Origin of the sequence: Nocardia sp. JCM 34519.1 (genome assembly GCF_020361265.1) — a bacterium.
In the GTDB taxonomy this organism is placed as follows: Bacteria; Actinomycetota; Actinomycetes; order Mycobacteriales; family Mycobacteriaceae; genus Nocardia; species Nocardia arthritidis_A.
Window position 1 is genome coordinate 66,377 of sequence record NZ_JAIRBR010000015.1, and the last position, 18,110, is coordinate 84,486.

General features: G+C 67.0%; 18 protein-coding genes. 5 read left to right on the forward strand and 13 right to left on the reverse strand.

All coding sequences use genetic code 11. From position 1 onward, the window contains the following. Positions 1-431 precede the first annotated feature (431 nt). From LGY53_RS29960 to LGY53_RS29980, 5 genes are all read right to left on the reverse strand, one after another. The gene (locus LGY53_RS29960) at positions 432-1,220 is read right to left on the reverse strand and encodes a carbon-nitrogen hydrolase family protein (RefSeq protein WP_225730037.1); all 789 of its coding nucleotides are present in this window, start codon (positions 1,218-1,220) and stop codon (positions 432-434) included. 232 nt (positions 1,221-1,452) lie between these two features. Continuing rightward, the gene (locus LGY53_RS29965) at positions 1,453-2,400 is read right to left on the reverse strand and encodes a carbohydrate kinase (RefSeq protein WP_225730038.1); all 948 of its coding nucleotides are present in this window, start codon (positions 2,398-2,400) and stop codon (positions 1,453-1,455) included. Continuing rightward, positions 2,393-3,175 (reverse strand): ATP-binding cassette domain-containing protein, encoded by a 783-nt coding sequence (locus LGY53_RS29970; protein ID WP_167474852.1) that lies wholly within the window; start codon positions 3,173-3,175, stop codon positions 2,393-2,395. Before LGY53_RS29970 ends, LGY53_RS29965 begins: the two co-directional genes overlap by 8 nt. Further along, positions 3,172-4,209, reverse strand: coding sequence for an ABC transporter permease (locus tag LGY53_RS29975; RefSeq protein WP_225730039.1), 1,038 nt, complete (start codon positions 4,207-4,209; stop codon positions 3,172-3,174). The genes LGY53_RS29970 and LGY53_RS29975 overlap by 4 nt, the downstream gene beginning before the upstream one ends. Next, positions 4,209-5,249 carry a sugar ABC transporter substrate-binding protein gene (locus tag LGY53_RS29980; RefSeq protein ID WP_225730040.1) on the reverse strand — a complete coding sequence of 347 codons (1,041 nt, stop codon included), beginning with the start codon at positions 5,247-5,249 and terminating at the stop codon, positions 4,209-4,211. The genes LGY53_RS29975 and LGY53_RS29980 overlap by 1 nt, the downstream gene beginning before the upstream one ends. Before the next feature lie 158 nt (positions 5,250-5,407). Between LGY53_RS29980 and LGY53_RS29985 the strand changes: the two genes are divergently transcribed. Further along, positions 5,408-6,424 (forward strand): LacI family DNA-binding transcriptional regulator, encoded by a 1,017-nt coding sequence (locus tag LGY53_RS29985; protein ID WP_225730041.1) that lies wholly within the window; start codon positions 5,408-5,410, stop codon positions 6,422-6,424. A gap of 1 nt (position 6,425) precedes the next feature. On the opposite strand, the gene LGY53_RS29990 is transcribed toward LGY53_RS29985, so the two are convergent. Further along, on the reverse strand, positions 6,426-6,917 hold the full coding sequence (locus tag LGY53_RS29990; RefSeq protein WP_225730042.1) for an N-acetyltransferase: 492 nt from the start codon (positions 6,915-6,917) through the stop codon (positions 6,426-6,428). A gap of 126 nt (positions 6,918-7,043) precedes the next feature. Here LGY53_RS29990 and LGY53_RS29995 point away from each other — a divergent pair, with 126 nt between their 5' ends. Next, positions 7,044-7,577, forward strand: coding sequence for a hypothetical protein (locus LGY53_RS29995; RefSeq protein WP_225730043.1), 534 nt, complete (start codon positions 7,044-7,046; stop codon positions 7,575-7,577). Positions 7,578-7,590: 13 nt separating this feature from the next. On the opposite strand, the gene LGY53_RS30000 is transcribed toward LGY53_RS29995, so the two are convergent. Together LGY53_RS30000 and LGY53_RS30005 are read right to left on the reverse strand one after the other, a co-directional pair. Next, on the reverse strand, positions 7,591-8,073 hold the full coding sequence (locus tag LGY53_RS30000; protein WP_225730044.1) for a nitroreductase family deazaflavin-dependent oxidoreductase: 483 nt from the start codon (positions 8,071-8,073) through the stop codon (positions 7,591-7,593). Positions 8,074-8,358: 285 nt separating this feature from the next. Continuing rightward, positions 8,359-8,559 carry a hypothetical protein gene (locus LGY53_RS30005; RefSeq protein ID WP_225730045.1) on the reverse strand — a complete coding sequence of 67 codons (201 nt, stop codon included), beginning with the start codon at positions 8,557-8,559 and terminating at the stop codon, positions 8,359-8,361. Positions 8,560-8,622: 63 nt separating this feature from the next. On the opposite strand from LGY53_RS30005, the gene LGY53_RS30010 reads away from it, so the two are divergent. After that, positions 8,623-9,669 carry a YafY family protein gene (locus LGY53_RS30010; RefSeq protein WP_225730046.1) on the forward strand — a complete coding sequence of 349 codons (1,047 nt, stop codon included), beginning with the start codon at positions 8,623-8,625 and terminating at the stop codon, positions 9,667-9,669. 7 nt (positions 9,670-9,676) lie between these two features. Here LGY53_RS30010 and LGY53_RS30015 read toward each other — a convergent pair whose 3' ends face one another. Further along, positions 9,677-10,624, reverse strand: coding sequence for a DMT family transporter (locus tag LGY53_RS30015; protein ID WP_225730047.1), 948 nt, complete (start codon positions 10,622-10,624; stop codon positions 9,677-9,679). A gap of 608 nt (positions 10,625-11,232) precedes the next feature. On the opposite strand from LGY53_RS30015, the gene LGY53_RS30020 reads away from it, so the two are divergent. Beyond that, a complete protein-coding gene (locus tag LGY53_RS30020; RefSeq protein ID WP_225730048.1) occupies positions 11,233-11,988 on the forward strand; it encodes a VOC family protein in 756 nt (251 codons plus the stop codon). A 91-nt stretch (positions 11,989-12,079) separates the two neighbouring features. Here LGY53_RS30020 and LGY53_RS30025 read toward each other — a convergent pair whose 3' ends face one another. The 4 genes from LGY53_RS30025 to LGY53_RS30040 form a co-directional block, all read right to left on the reverse strand. Further along, entirely contained in the window at positions 12,080-13,573 is a 1,494-nt protein-coding gene (locus LGY53_RS30025) for a sialidase family protein (RefSeq protein ID WP_225730049.1), read from the reverse strand. Positions 13,574-13,812: 239 nt separating this feature from the next. After that, positions 13,813-14,655, reverse strand: a complete 843-nt coding sequence (locus LGY53_RS30030; protein ID WP_225730050.1) for a RimK family alpha-L-glutamate ligase — start codon at positions 14,653-14,655, stop codon at positions 13,813-13,815. A 79-nt stretch (positions 14,656-14,734) separates the two neighbouring features. Beyond that, positions 14,735-17,020, reverse strand: coding sequence for a molybdopterin guanine dinucleotide-containing S/N-oxide reductase (locus LGY53_RS30035; protein WP_225730051.1), 2,286 nt, complete (start codon positions 17,018-17,020; stop codon positions 14,735-14,737). 64 nt (positions 17,021-17,084) lie between these two features. Continuing rightward, positions 17,085-17,414 (reverse strand): rhodanese-like domain-containing protein, encoded by a 330-nt coding sequence (locus tag LGY53_RS30040; RefSeq protein ID WP_225730052.1) that lies wholly within the window; start codon positions 17,412-17,414, stop codon positions 17,085-17,087. A gap of 87 nt (positions 17,415-17,501) precedes the next feature. Here LGY53_RS30040 and LGY53_RS44000 point away from each other — a divergent pair, with 87 nt between their 5' ends. Continuing rightward, entirely contained in the window at positions 17,502-17,996 is a 495-nt protein-coding gene (locus LGY53_RS44000; protein WP_225730053.1) for a MarR family winged helix-turn-helix transcriptional regulator, read from the forward strand. The last annotated feature ends 114 nt before the right edge of the window (positions 17,997-18,110 follow it).

Here is an 18,110-nt window from a genome sequence, read left to right on the forward strand (position 1 = left end):
CGAGTATCGAATGTGATTGCCGCATCGCGCGATCCGCGTCCGCACCGAGCAGTGGTCACGAGGTCGCACAGGGGTCGCGTCGGCAGGCACAACCTCTGCGCCGCCGGGGACCGACAAGGCTCGAGCCGCATCGCGGGATCCGTGTCCCGCACCGAGCAGTGCACGGCCGCGACGCCGCATCGAGGTGGCGTTGGCAGGCACAAACCTCTGCGCCGCCACGCCGCACCCGGCGGCAGCCCCGCCAATGTCGCGGTGGGACTGGCTTGTTTGGGGGTCCCGGCCGTGCCGCAGCCTGGACCGACGAGGCTCGAGCCGCACACAAAGCGCCACCCTTGGTCGCGTGCGCCGCTACTGTCCGGCCGACCCTCGTGAGCGCGGCAGTGAGACCCGCTCTCGAGAACGGCCCGTGGACGACAGCCGATCGAACTGTTTCAGTAGCGCCGGTTCGCCAGCACGGGAAGGGTTTTGCGCCAGTCGTCGACCTGACCGGGGTCGATGTCGGTGATCAGCAGGTCCGGGTCGGGGCCCAGTTCGGCGAGTATTGCGCCGCCCGATCCGATGACGGCGCTGTGGCCGACGCCGAGCGGGGCGGTGGGGTTGGTGACGGTGGCGGGCCGCGCTTGGCCGCAGGCCGCGACGAGGGCGGTGGCGTCGAGGGCGCGGGCCCGGGTCAGCAGCCGCCACTGGTCTACCTTGCCGGGCCCGTCGCCCCAGGACGCGGCGACCACGATCAGGTCGGCGCCGTCGGCGGCGAGCCGCTGGAACAGACCGGGGAACCGGATGTCGTAGCAGGTTGCGAAACCCACTGTGGTTCCGGCGATTTCCGCGAGCACCGGGTGTTCTCCCGGGGCGACGGTGGCCGATTCGGTGAACCCGAACGCGTCGTAGAGGTGGATCTTGTCGTAGTGGGTGTCGACGCCGCCGCCGGTGATGAGCAGCGTATTGCGCACCCGCCCATCCTCGGCCGGGGTGAACATGCCCGCGACCACCGTGACGGCGGCTTCCTCGGCGATCCGCCGCACCGCATCCGCCCACGGCCCGTCGACGGGTTCGGCGACGGCGGCGAGATTGCCGCCGAACCGCCGCATCATCGCCTCCGGGAACACCACCAGTCGCGCCCCCGCCGCGGCGGCCCGAGCCGTGTACTCCCGCACCACGCCCAGGTTCTCGCCCGGATCGGCGGTGCTGTTCACCTGTGCCAACGCGATTCTGCCAAGCATGATCCGATCCCTTCTGCCACCTCGTATTCTGCCGGATCACCGAACCCGCCCGTCCGACGGTGCGGGTCGATTGCCGTTGTGCTGTCTTTCGACCAGCCCGGCTTGCCGACACCATGATGGGACCGAGACCCCGCCTGCCAACGCACCACGCGCCTACCTGGGGCGATCCAGTCGTCGTAGCGGCGGAACCACCATCCCGACGTGCCGATCATCCCGAACGGACCCCGAACCATCACCGCCCCAACTCCGCCAACGTGGGCGGATCCGCACCGCGCCGGGTGCAGGTGATCGCCGCGATCAACGCCGCCTCTTCCAAAACCGCGCCGAACTCACCGTTTCCCAACGCGCGCAACGCATTTCGACGAGCAGCACCGAGCAGGTCGCGGCGTCTGAACCCGGCGAGCAGTCCCGCGGTGAACGCGTCACCGGCGCCGACGGTGTCCACCACCCGCACCGCGCGCCCCGGACAACGCACCGGTTCAGCGCCCTCGGCGGTCATCCCGATGGCGCCGTCACCGCCGAGGGTCAGCACGACCACCGCGGGTCCACGCGAAACCCATTCGCGCAGCGCGTCTTCCACCGCACGCCCGGGATACAGCCAGGCCAGGTCTTCGGCGCTGGCTTTGACGATGTCGGCCAGCGGAAGCATGCGTTCGACGCGGGCGAGCATATCGGCGCGGTCGGTGAGCAGGGGCCGGCAGTTCGGGTCGTAGGAGATGGTGCATTCGGCGCGGGTGACGAGCCGCATCAGCGCGTCCGCGCCGGGCGGGAGCACCAGCGCCAGCGAACCGGTGTGCAGCGCAACGACATTGCCGTCCAGTGCGGTGGCCAGTTCGCGGTCGGTCCACTGCCAGTCGGCGGTGCCGCCGATGCGGAAGTCGTAGTCGGCGCCGCCGTCGGGTGCGAGGTCCACCAGCGCCAGCGAGGACGGTTCGGTGGCCGCGACCGCGTGGTCGAGGTCGATTCCGTTGCTGGACAGGTGTTTACGGATGCGGCGGCCGAGCAGATCGGCACCGATGCGGGCCAGCATCCGCGCGGGGACTCCCAAACGGGCCAGTCCCACCGCGACATTGGCGGGGCTGCCGCCGGGCGCGGCGTGGAATTGGTCGGGCGGGCCCGCGGGCACCAGGTCGACCAATGCCTCACCGGCGACGGCGATGACGCCGCGCGGTTCAGACACCGTGACCGTCGACTTCGGTGCCCGCCATCGCCCCCGTCATGATGGCGACCGCGTCGGACATGGAGTGTTCGTGCGGCCGGATCACCGCGACCCGCCGCCCGAGCCGCTGAATGTGCACGCGGTCGGCGATCTCGAAGACGTTGGGCATGTTGTGGCTGATCACGATCACCGGCAGCCCGCGGTCGCGGACCTCGCGGATGAGGTCGAGCACCATCCCGGTTTCCTTGACGCCGAGCGCGGCGGTCGGTTCGTCCATGATCACCACATGCCGGGCGAAGGCCGCGCTGCGCGCCACCGCGACGCCCTGCCGCTGCCCGCCCGACAGCGTTTCGACATCCTGTTTCATGGACCGGATGCCGATCTTCAGATTCTCCATATGCGCCTGGGATTCGGCGAGCATGCGTTTCTTGTCCAGCATCCGGAAAACCGTACCGAGCACGCCGCGGCGGCGGATCTCCCGGCCCAGGAACAGGTTCTCGGCGATATCGAGCGCGGGTGCGACGGCCAGATCCTGATAGACGGTTTCGATGCCAGCCCGGCGCGCATCGATGGGGCTCCGGAAGCGAACGGGCTTGCCGTCCAACAGGATTTCGCCCTCGTCCGGGACGATCGCACCGGACAGCGCCTTGATCAACGTCGATTTCCCGGCACCGTTGTCGCCGATGACGGCGAGGATTTCCCCGGGGTAGAGCTCGAAATCCGCGCCGTCCAGCGCGGTGACATGCCCGTACCGTTTCACCAGCCGCTTCGCCTGCAGCACCGGAGTCGCGCTCACTTCTGCCTCCTGCGGTTGAGCTGGTCGATGGCGACGGCCGCGATCACCAGGATGCCGGTGATCAGCGTCTGATAGATCGAGGCCACCCCGATCAGCTGCAGCCCGTTGCGGATGATGCCGACGATCAACGCGCCGAGCAGGGTGCCGATCACGCCGCCCCGGCCACCGAAAAGGCTTGTGCCGCCGAGCACTACGGCGGTGATCGAGTCGAGGTTGTCGGTTTGGCCGGCGTTCGGGTCGCCCACCCCGGTGCGGGCCACCAGCAGCAGGGCCGCGACGCCGTAGATCAGTCCGGCCGCGGTGTATACGCCGAGAAGTACTCGGCGCGTGTCGATTCCGGTCAGCCGCGCCGCCTCCGGATTGTTGCCGACCGCGTACACGTGCCGCCCGGCCGCGGTCAGCCGCAGCACATACCAGGCGAGGGCGAACAACATCAGCATCATCACCGACCCGTAGGTGATATCGGTGTCGCCGAGCGGAAAGGTCTTGTCGAAGAACGTCAATGCGCCCGGCAGTCCCGAAATCGTCTGTTCCTGCGAATAGATGTGGGTGAGCGCGAACGCGATCCCGTAGGTGCCGAGGGTGACGATGAACGGCGGCAGCTTCACCCAGCTCACCAAAGTGCCGTTGACCAAACCGAATCCGGCCGTCAACGCCAATCCGAGCACGATCGCCACCAACGGCGGCAACCCGGAATCCACCGCGAGTTTGGTGATCGCGATATTGCCGAGCGCCATCACAGCACCGTTGGACAGATCGATTCCGGCGGTCAGGATGATCAGCGTCTGCCCGATCGCCAGCGTGCCGACCACCATCACCTGCTGCACGATCAGCGAGAAATTGCCGCCGGTGAGGAACCGGTCCGAGCGCGCGGCGAAGAACACCACCGCGATCACGATCGCCAGGATGGGCCCGATATTGGGCAGGGCAAGGATTTTCGCGAACGTCAACCGGCCCGCGACCGCGGAGGCCCCTGTGCCGGGCCGCGTCACCGACACCTCCACCGAATCGTTCTGCGCTGCAGCCAATTTCATCAGCCCCAGCAGTTGTCCAGGCCGTACTGCACGTCCTTGGACTCCACGCCCGCTTGCGGTTTCGCGGTGATCAGGTTGACGCCGGTATCGGTGTATCCGGAGGTCTTCTTACCGTTCTTCGCGAAATCGACCACCGCCTGCACCCCTTTGCTCGCCATCAGCAGCGGATACTGCTGGGAGGTCGCCGCGATCCGGCCGTCCTGCACCGCCTTCACCCCAGCGCAGCCGCCGTCCACCGAGACGATCAGCACATCCTTCTCCTTGCCCGCGGTCTTCAGCGCGGTGTACGCGCCGAGCGCCGACGGCTCGTTGATGGTGTAGACGACGTTGATACCCGGATCCTTCTGCAGGCAGGTCTCCATCGCCGACTGCGCCTTCGCCTGATCGCCCTCGGCCGGTTGCGCGCACACCACATTCGGCGCGGACACGTCCTCCTTCATATCCTGGGTGGCCTGCGCCGCCCCGTATCCGGTCAGAAATCCGTTGTGCCGCAACACACCTACCGTGACACCGGGATTCAGGTCGATCATCGCGATCTTCACCGGCTTGTCGCCCTCGACGGCCTTGGCGTATTTGCCGATCAGCTGGCCCGCGGTGAAATTGTTGGTGGCGAACAGCGCGTCGACCGCGCTCTGCGGATCGGTCGGCGTATCCAGCGCGATCACCTCGACGCCTTTCGCGCGCGCCTTGCTGACGGCGGGCACGATCGCCTTGGTATCGCTCGCGGTGATCAGGATGCCCTTCGCACCCGCGTTCACCATGTTCTCGATCGCGGTGACCTGGCTGGCGTTGTCGCCGTCGAACTTTCCGGCGGCGGTCAGCAATTTCACCCCGGCCGCGTCGGCCTCCTTCTGCGCGCCCTGTTTCATCTTCACGAAGAAGGGGTTGGTGTCGGTCTTGGTGATCAAGCCGACCACCACCTGACCCGAATCGGATTTCGATCCGCTACCGCAGGCGGTCGCGGCGAAGGCCAGTGCGGTGACCGCGATCCCGACGCCGGCCAGGCGTGCGGTGCGGCCGATGGGGTGTTGCGAGAACATCGGCGTACTCCTGAAAAACGGTCATAGAAGACAACGTTGTCAGAACCATAGAATGTGACGTGGCTCATGTCCAGGGCCGCGAAACAACGGTATTGACCAGCTTTATGGCGTGTGAAGCGAGGTAGGCGATGTCGGCGTCGGCCGATTCGGAGGCAGCGTTGTCAGGCCGCAGGGGCGCCACCATGCGCGATGTCGCGGCGCTGGCCGGGGTGAGCATCAAAACCGTCTCCCGGGTGGTGCGCGGCGAGCCCGGCGTCTCGGCCGCGCTCACCCGCCGCGTCACCGACGCGGTGACCATGCTCGACTACCGGCACAACCTGGCCGCGAGCACGCTGCGCGGCCTGGACCGCAAAACCGCCGCCATCGGTCTCATCCTGATGGATGTCGCCAATCCCTATGCCTCCCAACTGCATCGGGCCGTCGAGGACTTCGCCCACGAACGCGGGACCCTGGTGTTCGCGGTGAGCAGCGACGAGGACCCGGCCCGGCAGCGGCAGGTGCTCGACGCACTGCTGTCGCGGCGGGTGGACGGACTCATCGTGATGCCCGTCGGCGACGAATACCCGCTGCTGCTGCACGAACAGCGCCGCGGCACCCCCGTCGTACTGGTCGACCGGGCCGAGGACGGCACCGGCCTCGACAGCGTCACCGTCGACAACCGCGACGGCGCCGCCACCGCCACCGGCCACCTGGCCGCGCACGGCCACCACCGCATCGCCTTCCTCGGCGACCTGCACACCATCCGGACCGCCGCCGAACGCTACGCCGGTTATGTGGAAGGCTTGGCGCGCAACGCGATTGCCCTCGACCCCACGCTGATCCGGCACGACCTGCGCTGCATCGAGTCCGCCGAACGCGCCGCGGGCGAACTCCTCGACGCGGCGGACCCGCCCACCGCGCTGTTCAGCGGACAGAATCTGATCACCATCGGCGTGCTGCGCGCCGTGCAGCGCCGCGGCCGCCAAAACCGGGTCGCCGTAGTCGGATTCGACGATCTGCCGCTGGCCGAACTACTCGATCCCGCGCTCACCGCCGTCGCCCAGAATCCCGCGGCGATCGGCCGGGCCGCCGCCGAATTACTGTTCGCACGACTCGACGGCGACGCCGGACCACCCCGGCACACGATCGTGCCGACCCGGCTGCTGGTACGCGGATCGGGTGAACTGCGCCCCTGACTCAGAGCTCCATATCGAACCACACCTGGTCGCGCAGCGGAATCCCGTCCACATCAATCCATTCCGGATATCCGGTGTGCGCGCCGAACGCGTCGCGCACGATCCGGCTCATCCGGAATCCGCATCGCTGATAGAACCGCAGATTGCCGATATCGGTTGCCGCCGTTGCCACCTCGACCCGGCTCATCCCCGCCTTACCCGCCTCGCAGATCGCCCGCTCGACCATCCGCCGCCCAATTCCCTTGCCGCGCAACGGTTCCGCAATACCCAGGTTCACGATCTCCCAGCTCACACCATCCGCCTCGGGCGCGGCCAGCAACTGACCGACGATCTCCCCGGCGGCGCTCACCGCGACCCACACCCGCCCGGTGTCGCGATAGCTGTAGAGCATCTGATCGGATTCCTCGGCCAACCGCATCAGCCATTCGATCCGGCCGCGGTCCCCGTCGTACTCCTCGATCCGCACCGTGTCCGCTGTCATCTCCTCGGGCATCCGTGCAGCGTATCCGGACCGCGACGAGCGCGACCAACCCTTTTCGGCGCGCTCGGCCCGCCGGCCGCCCACGGCAGTGTGGGCAACTCGGCCGCGAGATGACCTGTCACGTGACACGCTTGAGCGGTGTTGACGTTGAAGATGAGCGACGCCGCGGTGAAAGTTCTTGGCGTACTTGACGGATTCACCGGCCTGGAACCCCCGGCAGGTCTGGCCGCCGAACTACGGCCACACGTCGAATCGGGTTTCAGCCAGCACGACGACGTGATCACCTGGGCCGATTCCAGCGCCGTCGTCGACAAATCCGCCCGCCAACACTTCGACCTCACCGGCTGGGAATGCGCGGCCAGCCTGCTCCATCTCGAGGACTACGTCCCGGTCACCGTCGGCCATCACGACGGACGCCCGATCATCGCCGAGGCCGATCAGCGCGTCCTGCTACAACACGGAATCGCGCTGGCCCGCACCCTCGCCAGCCAGGTCTACACGCTGGTGCCGCGAATCGGGGTGCGGTTCATCATCGACGCCAACGACTCCAACGCGACCTTCCGCTTCCACCGAATCCGGCCCGGCGAGGAATGGAACCTACCCGACCTCGACACGTACATCAATTCCAAACCGGTCGTCGTCGACATCGAACCCTTCGACCGAATCGGTTGAGCCGCAACAGAATTCAGTCCTCGATTCGGCGCAGCTCGAAGATGCGGAACTCACGGAAACCCGACAGCGCGTACTCCATCTCGTAGCCGGGCCAGAACTCCACCGCCAGATCCCACAGCCGCTTGCGATCCACATCGGTCGCCTCGGTGACCCGCACCGGGAACCGCTCGCCGCAGTGCCGCACCGTCGCGGTCGACGCGGCGCGCAGATTCGCCGACCACGCCGGATGTTTCGGGCTACCCCAGTTGGAGCCGATCACCACGAACGCCTCGCCGTTCGGCACGTACAGCAGCGAGGTGGTCCGCGGCGTCCCGGTCTTGCGGCCGCGCACGGTGATCTCGATCGACGGCAACCCCGCCAGATCGAGCACACCCATCCGTCCACCGGTCAACCGCCGGATCAACCGCTCGGCGGGCACCACCACCGGCGACATGCTCATCACCCACGGTTGCTGCGCGAGCCGCCGAGCGAACGCGGGCAGCGGATTCGACACCATGGGCACGATATTGACAGAACCACCGGCCGGGCACGGCCCCGGCGCGCCCCGGTGAGAGCACCATCACTCACGGATGCCCGCCCAGGCCGAAAAACGGCTCCCATCCAGCCAATTCACCAACCGACCGGTCTGATATCCCGGATCCCAGGCCCGTCGCGGCCCACCAACGCGGACGACGCTGTCCCCGCGCAGCTTTCGGCTTCCCGCGTAGGCGATAGACAACGCGCGAACTCGATTGCCGCGCGTGAACCGCGTCGGCCCGCGCTCCGGGCTCCCAGCGCGCCCTCATCGCGGCCAATTACGTGGCGCGGCATCGACTTCGAAGCCGGGGCGCACCCGATAGCGTCTGCTCGGGTCGTCGAACAGCCAATTCAGCAGCGACAGCACCGGGCGTTCGGTGACGGTTCGGTCGGATTCTTCGGATTCCTGGGCGCTGGTGGTCGAAAAGAACAGATCAGCGTCCTCATGCACTTGGTAAATGGTCACCGAGCGAAGGTAATCGGCACTCACTGACATCTTCTGTCAGTGGTCGCTGGGAGAATTCGGGATGTGCGCGCCAGCCGACTGGTCTCCATCCTCCTGCTCCTGCAAACCCGCGGCAGACTCACCGCCGCCCAACTCGCCGAACACCTCGAGGTCTCGGTCCGCACCATCTACCGCGATATCGACGCGCTCAGCGCCTCCGGCGTGCCCCTCTTCGGCGAACCCGGCAAGGACGGCGGCTACCAGATCCTCGACGGGTACCGCACCAAACTCACCGGCCTCACCGCCGACGAGGCGCAGAGCCTGTTCCTCACCGGATTACCCAAAACCGCGGCCGATCTCGGCCTCGGCGACGCCGCCACCACCGCCCGGCTCAAACTCACCGCCGCCCTATCGCCCGAACTGCGCGACCGCGCCGACCGCATCGCCAAACGCTTCCTCATCGACCGGCTGCCCTGGTACAGCGAATCCGAAGAGGTACCGTTCCTGCCCACCGTCGCCGACGCCGTCTGGAACCAACACCTACTCACCATGCGCTACCACCGCCAATGGGCCGACCAGACCGTCGTCACCCGCACCGTCGCCCCCTACGGCATCGTCGCCAAGGCCGGCCTGTGGTACCTCGTCGCCCGGCACACCGAACAGCACACCGAACAGATCCGCACCTACCGTGTCTCGCGCATCCTCGGGCTCGACACCCTCACCGAAACCTTCGACCGCCCAGACGATTTCGAACTCACCGACTACTGGCACACCCTGCTCGCCGACCTCGACACCCGCCGCCGGACGGGCCAGGCCACCGTCCGCCTGTCTCCCGACGCACTGCGCCGCCTCCCCGACGTCCTCGACCCGCTCATCACCGCCGCCGTCGAACACACCGCGCTCACCCCCGACGAATACGGCTGGTATCGCGTCGTCATCCCCATCGAATCCACCGAACACGCACTGGGCCAACTACTTTCCCTCGGCGCGGGCGTGGAGATCCTGGCCCCCGCCGACCTGCGCGAAGCGGCCATCGCCGTGGTCCGCGGGCTCGCCAACACCTACCTCACCCCCGCATGCGGTGAAATCACCGATACCCCAGCATGTTCCGACAGCGGCGAGCGTTGCTGAGACCGGATCAGCGATCCGGAAGCACGGCAACGGTTTCCGGCATACTCAGCTGCACGAGCAGCGCGCCGATCACCATGACCACCGCACCGACCATCTGCATCACCCCGAGCGACTGGCCGAGCAGCAGCCATGCCAGCACGGCCGCGACCAGTGGTTCCGCCACCGCCAGCACGCTGGCCGGCGCCGAGGGCAGATCACGCAGCGCCCGCAGCCCCACCAGATAGGGCAGCGCGGTACCGATCACGGCCAGAACCAGCAGCACCAGCCACACCGGCACCTCCACACCACCCAGCACAGCCGGGGCGGTGAGCAGCTGCGCGGGCAATGTCCACGGCGGGGTGAACACCGCCATCACCACCGCGCCGACGGCCAACCCGGCCATGGTCAGCCCGGCCGGGTCGTGCCTGCTCGCACCGTGCTCGCCGAGCAGGAAGTACCCGGCCGAACAGATCGCCGAACCCGAACCGGCTGCGACACCGAGCATATCCAGCTCGCCGCCACGCCAGATCTGCGCGACCAAGGCCAAACCAGCCACCGCCGATCCGATGCCGAACCACACCCGCCCCGGCAGCCGCGTGCGACGCACGACCCGCACCCACAGCGCGACCAGCGCGGGCGCGAGATTCACCAACACCATCGCCACCCCAACCGGAACCCGCGCCACCGCAACGAAAAACAACAATTGCACACCGGCGACGCCGAGAACTCCATAGCCCAGCAACAGCCAGAGATCCTCACGGCCAAACCGCAGCGCCCGAGGCCGCAACACCGCCACCACCGGCGCCAACAGCACCGCCGCCAACGCGATCCGCACCGAGGTCACTGCGGCCGCCGACCAGCCCGCCCCCATCACCGCCTTCGCCAACGGCCCGGAACTCGCGAACAACACCCACGACGTCAAACACCACGCGCTCGCCCGAGCCCGAATCGCCGACCGCCCAGCTCTTTCCGTCATCACCACGGTCGCAGTGTGACCACACAATCACCGTTCCGACCACCGAATTTCCGACGAATCACGCGTATTGAGCAGTGCCACAACAGTTCTCGACCTCATCAGACGTGAACGCACACCGGCATCGGCGCGCCACCGCCACTCACCAGGGTGGGACAGCGCATCGCAGACGACCTACGTCCGTCACGAAGCCGCAGGCAGGTCGCGGCGTGATCGGTTGGGCAACATGAGTTGTCCGGCGGATTGCTCATCGGATCGACGAATCCTGTGCGGACGCACCTCGAGGTCATGTCTAATTCAATTGCGGAAGTTTGTGGCCATGTCGGGAGGCGATGGTGCCGCCGGCATAATCCCCACGCCATGCGTTATGCCCGGAAGATCAGTCGAAAACGATTGGCCCAGTTGGGTTTTGGTGCCCGACGGATCGTTCGCCGAGGCTGCCCGAGCGCGAAGGTATGAGCCAGGCCTCGGTCGTCGACCGCCGTCGGCCGCGGGTGGGAGATCCGCAGTTGGTGGTAAGCAGCAGCCGATGACTGGGCAACCGATAGCAAAGAACGGCGAGACCGATGCCTGTACGTTCCACACCCTGGCCGGAAGGAACCCCCTGTTGGGTGGACTGCCAGGTCGACGACCCGGTCAAGGCGAGCGAATTCTATGCCGCGCTGTTCGATTGGACCATCGAAGGCGGTGAGGAGGACGCCGGTGGCTACCTGATGGGGATGAAGGGCGGCAACGCGGTCGCCGGGATCGGCCCCAAACCGCAGGCCGGGATGCCCGCGGTGTGGACCACCTACCTCGCCGCCGACGACGCCGACGCGGTCGCCGGAAAGGTGTCCGCCGCTGGTGGCCAGGTGCGCACGCCTCCGTTCGATGTGCTCGACGCGGGACGCATGTTCATCGGCGTGGACACCGTCGGCGCGGTGTTCGGCGTCTGGCAGGCCCGCGCGCACAACGGCGCCGCGGTCCACAACGAACACGGCTCCTACTGCTGGAACGAGCTGCACACCCGGGACCTCGCCGCCGCCGAGAAGTTCTACGCCGATGTCTTCGGCTACGCCTACACCGACCTCGGTGACGGCAAGACCATGAACTACGCGATGTTCACTCCACGCGGCGGCGAACAGCCCGCGGGCGGCATGAACGATGACACCGTGATGCCTGTCGAGCCGGTGCCCAGCCACTGGCTGACCTGGTTCCAGTTCGACGACGTCGATGCCGGGGTGGCGCGGGCGTCCGAGCTCGGCGCGACGGTCGTCATGCCCGCCTCGGATTCGCCGGTCGGCCGGATGGCGATGGTCGCGGCGCCGCAGGGTGAGGTGTTCGGGCTCATCGACACGGCCGTGACCGTAGGAGAGATGCCGCAGTAGCACTCTCGCAGGTGAGGGCCGGCCGAGCACGCAGCGATCTCGGTCAGCCCTTGCCCAATACGGCGGTGATCGAAAAGTATTGCAGCGGAGCTCATCTGGTGATCGCCGTACTGTCGGCGGTCGCGGTGAAGATATCGGTGCGGTTGTCGAGATCCTGGTCGTTGGTCGCCGCGAACATCGGGCGGAAGCCGGTTGGGGTGGCGGCGAGTCCGTCGTAATCACCGAGGAAATATCCTTCGGCGTTCGGGGCGGTGAACATGTCGAACGAACCGGCAATATGGGTTTCGGACCAGGTTGTGCCGCCGTCGGAGGAAGTCACCAGCCAGTAGTCCGTGGGCAGGGTCGTCGTGTTGTCCGCGGCGAGGTTACGGAAGTCGTAGTAGGACACGGCGATCGATCCGTTCACTCCGGCGCGCACGGTCGGGGTGAAGGCAGGAGTGTTCGTGGCTGTGTTGACCTCGACGGGGTCGGACCAAGTCGCTCCGTTGTCGGTGGACTTCGAGAAGGCGACGCCGTCGTGGTCGCCACCGCTGAACCTGTTGTCCTGCCAGGTCACGTACAACGCCCCGGTGCGGGAGTCGACGGCGATCTCCGGGATACCGCCGCCGGTCCTGATCGTGGCACCGGTGTTGGGGTCGGTGACGCCGCCCTCCTGCACCTGGTTGACCGTGGTGGGTCCGGACCAGGTGGCTCCGTGGTCGGTCGAGGTGATGATCGCGATGCTGGTGCTCCCGTTCGAGATCAGGTCGAAGACGTCGACCAGGGTTCCGTTGGGCAGCACCACGATCTGATTGCCGATGGTCTGGGCATTCTGACCGGGGTCGAAAATGGTTGTCGTGGACCAGGTCGCGCCACCGTCGGTGGTACGGGCCAACATCGTGGGGCCGCTGCTCGCCTGCGCCCGTTCGTGCAACGCCTCAGCGGCACTGCGGTTGGCTTTAGAAGTGGAGAGCCGGTCCCAGGTGGCGTAGACGTAATGCGCATCGGTGGGGTCGGCGGTGATCGAGACCTTGTCGTTGAGGACCCCAGCCGCGGTGTCCGCAATGAGGGAGACGGGGTCGCTCCAGGTGTCGCCGCCGTCGGTAGACCTGCTGACAGACATCCCGTTGTTCGGGTTGGAGCTGTTGAGTGGCTGCGAGACGTAATACAACGTCCCGTCGGGTGCGAAGGTGACCCAGGGATCGGTGGCGCGCTCGTAGTCGCCGCCGTTGCTCGCATTGCCACCGGCGCAGTGGGTGATGTGCGGGATGACGACTTGCTTCCAGGTCGCTCCGCCGTCGTGGGAGACGCCCGCCATATCGCTGTTTGCGCCGCCGTCGGACCACCGATCCTGCTGGTAGCCGGCGACGATATTGTTCGGATTGGTCGGATTGATCGCGATTTGCGGCTCGACCTCGGTGTTGGGGTAATTGGTCCCGGTCTGCGGTGCGCCATTACAGCCGGAGGCGAACGGGGTGGGACCGGAGACGACGACGGGTGGGGTCGCGGCGGCGAAGGCGAAGGGTGTGCCCAGGCCCATACTCGCGGCGACGGCGGTCGCGGTGGCGAATGAGGCGGTGAATGCGGTGGATACGGGGCGACGCATTGGTTCTCCCGGCGTACTCGGACAGCGTGCGGCCGTCACTGAAATTCGTGCGAGGAAATCCGGCGATGGCGGTAGCCGGCGAACGCGACAGGCGCTAGCCTGCCCGCTGCCGGCAAGCCGCGGCAGACCATCCGACACCTATCGTGTGGCAATTGTAGGTTTCGTTGTCCCACAACAGAATTAGTGTTCAAGTGGGGAGCAGTGCCGGAGTCCGTCGCGACCGGATAAGTCTCGATACGTCAGCAGTCGAGGCAGGCTTGCAGCGCCCGCCGGTACACTCCGGCCGCCAGCTGGAAGTGTTCCGAATTGGATCGGCTGAAATATTCGAGACTGACCCCGCTGTTCAGCTCGAGCACTTCGAGTCCCCGATCGGACTGCACGATATCGATCGATGCGAACGAAATGCCCAATGCCGTCGCGGCCTGCTTCGCCAACGCGGCCAACGCCGCACATGTCGCGGAGTCGTCCACGACCACCGGAACCGCGCCGTGTTCGAGATTGTGCCGCCAGTCGCAGTGTCCGTCCGGCCGCACCTTCTCGAAGGTCAGCTCGGCACTGCCCCGCAAATAGATCACCCGAAATTCCCGCTCGATGGCGATCAACGGACAAACCGCCAACGTCCGGTGCGACCGCGCGAGCGACCTCACCACCGTCAGATATCCGGACACCGACGTCGCCCGGAACACGTCCAAACCTCCCCGGCCCGTACACGGTTTGACCACCAGCGGCACCGACACCCGATCCAATACCGCCAACGCGCCGACCTCGAACTCGGCCTCGGCGGCGAGCCAGAGTAGTTCGTGATGGATGTGCGGTACACCATCGCGTGCGAGCACCACCGAGGTGGCCACCTTGTCGTCGGCGAGGTGAGCCGCGGACAAGTCGTTGAGCGGAAAGGCGTATCCGACCAGATGCTGTTGGCGCCCGGCGTAGCGCAGATGGGCAACCCAGTGATCGGAGTACCACGTCAGATCCACATCGAGTTGCCGGGCGGCGCATTCGATCTGCGCTACGAAGCAGCGACGGCGCATCGCCCCCGGGCCGTGCGGACTCTCCGGACTCGCCCCGCTCGCAGCCAACATGCGGCAAGTATAGGGAAACCCCAACGCGCAGAACCTATTTGCCCCGATCCCGATAGATTCCCGCGCAGCCGTCAACCCGTCAGCGTTCGATAACCGGCGGGCCGCTCACGCTCAGCTCCGGTACCACACCCGTGTACTTCTCGATCTCGACCAGCGACAGCTGCCCGGTGCATCCCTGGCTCAACCTCGATGTGCCACGGTCATTCGTCACCGCGTTCGGATTTCCGTGACGGCAGAACGACGGGTCCGCCGGATCGGGGTCGTACCATGCGCCTGTCGACAGTTGCGCGATGCCGGGACGCAACGCCTCGTCGACCCGTACTCCGGCCAGGCAACTGCCGCGATCGTTGAAGATCCGCGCGATATCGCCGTCGGCGAGGCCGCGGGCGGCCGCGTCGGCCGGATGCAGCCGAACCGGTTCGCGCCCGGACACTTTCGTGGATTGACTGTGCGCACCCACATCGAGCTGACTGTGCAATTTCGTGCGCGGCTGATTGGCGACCAACTGGATCGGGAACCGGGCGGCCAGCGGTCCGCCGAGCCATTCCTCGGGTTCCAACCACACCGGATGCCCCGGGCAATCGTCGTAACCGAATCCGGCGATGGTTTCGGAGAAGATCTCGATCCGACCGCTCGGCGTCGGCAACGGATGCGCCGCCGGATCGGCGCGGAAGTCGGCGAAGGCGATGTGCTCCTCCGCCTCGATCGGCAACTCCAGCCACTCACCGGCCCAGAACGCGTCGAAATCCGGCAGCTCGTGCCCGTCGGCGACCAGCCGCTCCCGCCACTGCTCGTACAGGTGCCGCAACCACTCCTGCGTGGTCCGGCCCTCGGTGAATTCCTTTCCGACACCGAGCCTTTCGGCCAGCTCGCCGAACGTCCAGTAGTCGTCGCGGGCCTGCCCGTGCGGCTGGGTGAGCGCACGCATCGGGAAGAAGAACCGGTCGCCCTCACCGCAGCCGTAGTCGTCGCGCTCGATCGTCATGGTGGACGGCAGCACGATATCGGCGTGCCGCGCCGTCGCCGACCAGAACGGATCGTGCACCACAATGGTCTCCGGCTGGGCGAACGCCGACCGCAACCGCGCCAGGTTCTGGTGGTGATGGAACGGATTGCCGCCCGCCCAATAGATCAGCTTGATGTTCGGATATGTGCGATGCTCGCCGTTGTACTCGTACGGCGCACCGGGATTCAGCAGCATATCGGCGATCCGCGCGACCGGGATGAACTCGCGCACCCCGTTCTCGCCCTGCGGCAGCCGCGGCGGCGAGGTAACCCGAACGGCCATACCGACATTCGCGGAGGACCCGTAGCCGTGCCCGAAACCGCCGCCCGGCAAACCGATCTGGCCCAGCATCGCGGCCAGCACAACCCCGAGCCACAGCGGCTGCTCGCCGTGTTCGGCCCGCTGCAGCGACAAGCTCACAGTGATCAGCGTTCTGGTGCCCGCCATCTCACGCGCCAACGACCGGATCCGGTCCGCCGCGACACCCGTGATCCCCTGCGCCCACTCCGGATCCTTGACCACACCGTCGGTCTCGCCGCGCAGGTACGCCGCGAACCGGTGGTAACCCACCGTGTAACTGTCCAGAAAGTCCTTGTCCGCCAGGCCTTCCGCATCCAGCACCTGCGCGAGCGCGAGCATCAGCGCCGCATCGCTGCCCGGACGCGGCGCGATCCACTCCGCAGCCGCCTCGGCCGGGATGTTGTCGCGCAGCGGCCCGACCGTGACGAACCGGCATCCGTTCGCCTTGGCCGTCTCGATCCAGCCGCGGGCATTGTGCCGAGACACCCCGCCCGGTGATACCGCGGAATTCTTCGGCGACAGCCCACCGAACGCGACCACCAGCCGAGCCTCCCGCGCGACAACCGATTTCGTGGTCGCCCGCGCCAAGATCGTGTCGACATCGGTGATGATGTGCGGCAGCAGCACGGTGGACGCGCCCAGGCTGTAACTGTTGCGGTGCGCGACATAACCGCCGAGGCAGTTCAGGAACCGGTGCACCTGACTCTGCGCATGATGGAACCGCCCGGCGCTGGCCCACCCGTAGGAGCCGCCGTACACCGCCTCCGGCCCGTATTCCCGGTACACCCTTGCCAATTCGCCCGCCAGCAGATCGAGCGCCGTCTCCCACGACACCGGAACGAACGGCTCGTCCCCGCGCGCGGCGGCGCCGGGACCGTGCTCCAGCCAACCCTTGCGCACGTAGGGCTGATCGATCCGCGTCGGATGATGTTGCGCCGAGGCCACGTTCTCGATCAACGGCGTCGGTTCCGGATCGTCGCGCCATGGCCGCACCTCGGTCAACCGAATACCGTCGCTGGTGGCCTCGAAGGCCCCCCAGTGCGTGAGATGCGTTGTCATGCCTTTCAAACTACGCCGGCGTACCGACAGAGTCGGACCCCACGAATTCGTGGGGTCCGATCGATCAGGCCTCGGATTCCACCGGCAGCCCGGCCTCGGTCCAGTCCTGGATCCCGGCCCGGTAAGCCCGCACGTTCGTGTAGCCCAGGGCGCGCAGCTTGGCAGCGACCTGCTCGCTGTTCGGGCAGGCCGTATTCGAGCAGTAGGTGACGATGGCCGCGTCCCGATCCGGAAGCAGTTGCGCCGCACGGCTGTCCACCTCGTCGGCGACCAACGGCACCGCACCCGGCAGATGCGCCTTCTCGTAATAGCCCGCACCGAGGGCATCGAGCACCGTCACCGTGCCCGCCTCGATCGCCGCCGCCAGCTCGGCCCGTTCGATCACTGTCGTCATGGATTTTCCTTCCTCAACGCACGAAGTATGTGCGTGTGCACGCTACTATATGCGTGCGCACGCACACAAGTGGGTATGATCGACACCGTGCCACCGGACAAAACCACCGACCAACACCGCGACGCCGCGGCCACCGCCTGGTCCGCCCTCCTGCGCGTACACGCCCAACTCGTCCCACGCCTCGACGCCGACCTGCGCCGCGACCCCGGACTGCCCCTCGCCTGGTACGACGTACTCCTCGAACTCGACGGCATCCCCCCACTGCGCATGTCCGACCTCGGCGAACGCGTCGTCCTCAGCCGCACCAGGGTCAGCAGGCTCGTCACCGAAATGGAATCCGCCGGACTCGTCACCCGCACCGCCAACCCCGACGACGGCCGCTCCGCCTTCGTCGCCATCACCGACACCGGCCGCGAACACCTGCACCGCGCCGCACCCCGCTACCGCGACGGCATCGCCGGCCACTTCGCCGACCGCCTCGACACCGCCGAACTCACCGCCCTGGCAACCACACTCGGCAAAATCCTCGATCCACCACGACTGTCCGTAACGAACCGCGCCAGAATCCGAAGCAAACCGTAGAGCCCGCACCGCAGGCACCTTGCTGACCACATATGCGTCGATAACCCGGAAAGGATGCGGCCCTTGCCATTTCGCGCGACGGACCGATCACCACTGCCCGCCCGCCGCGAATCG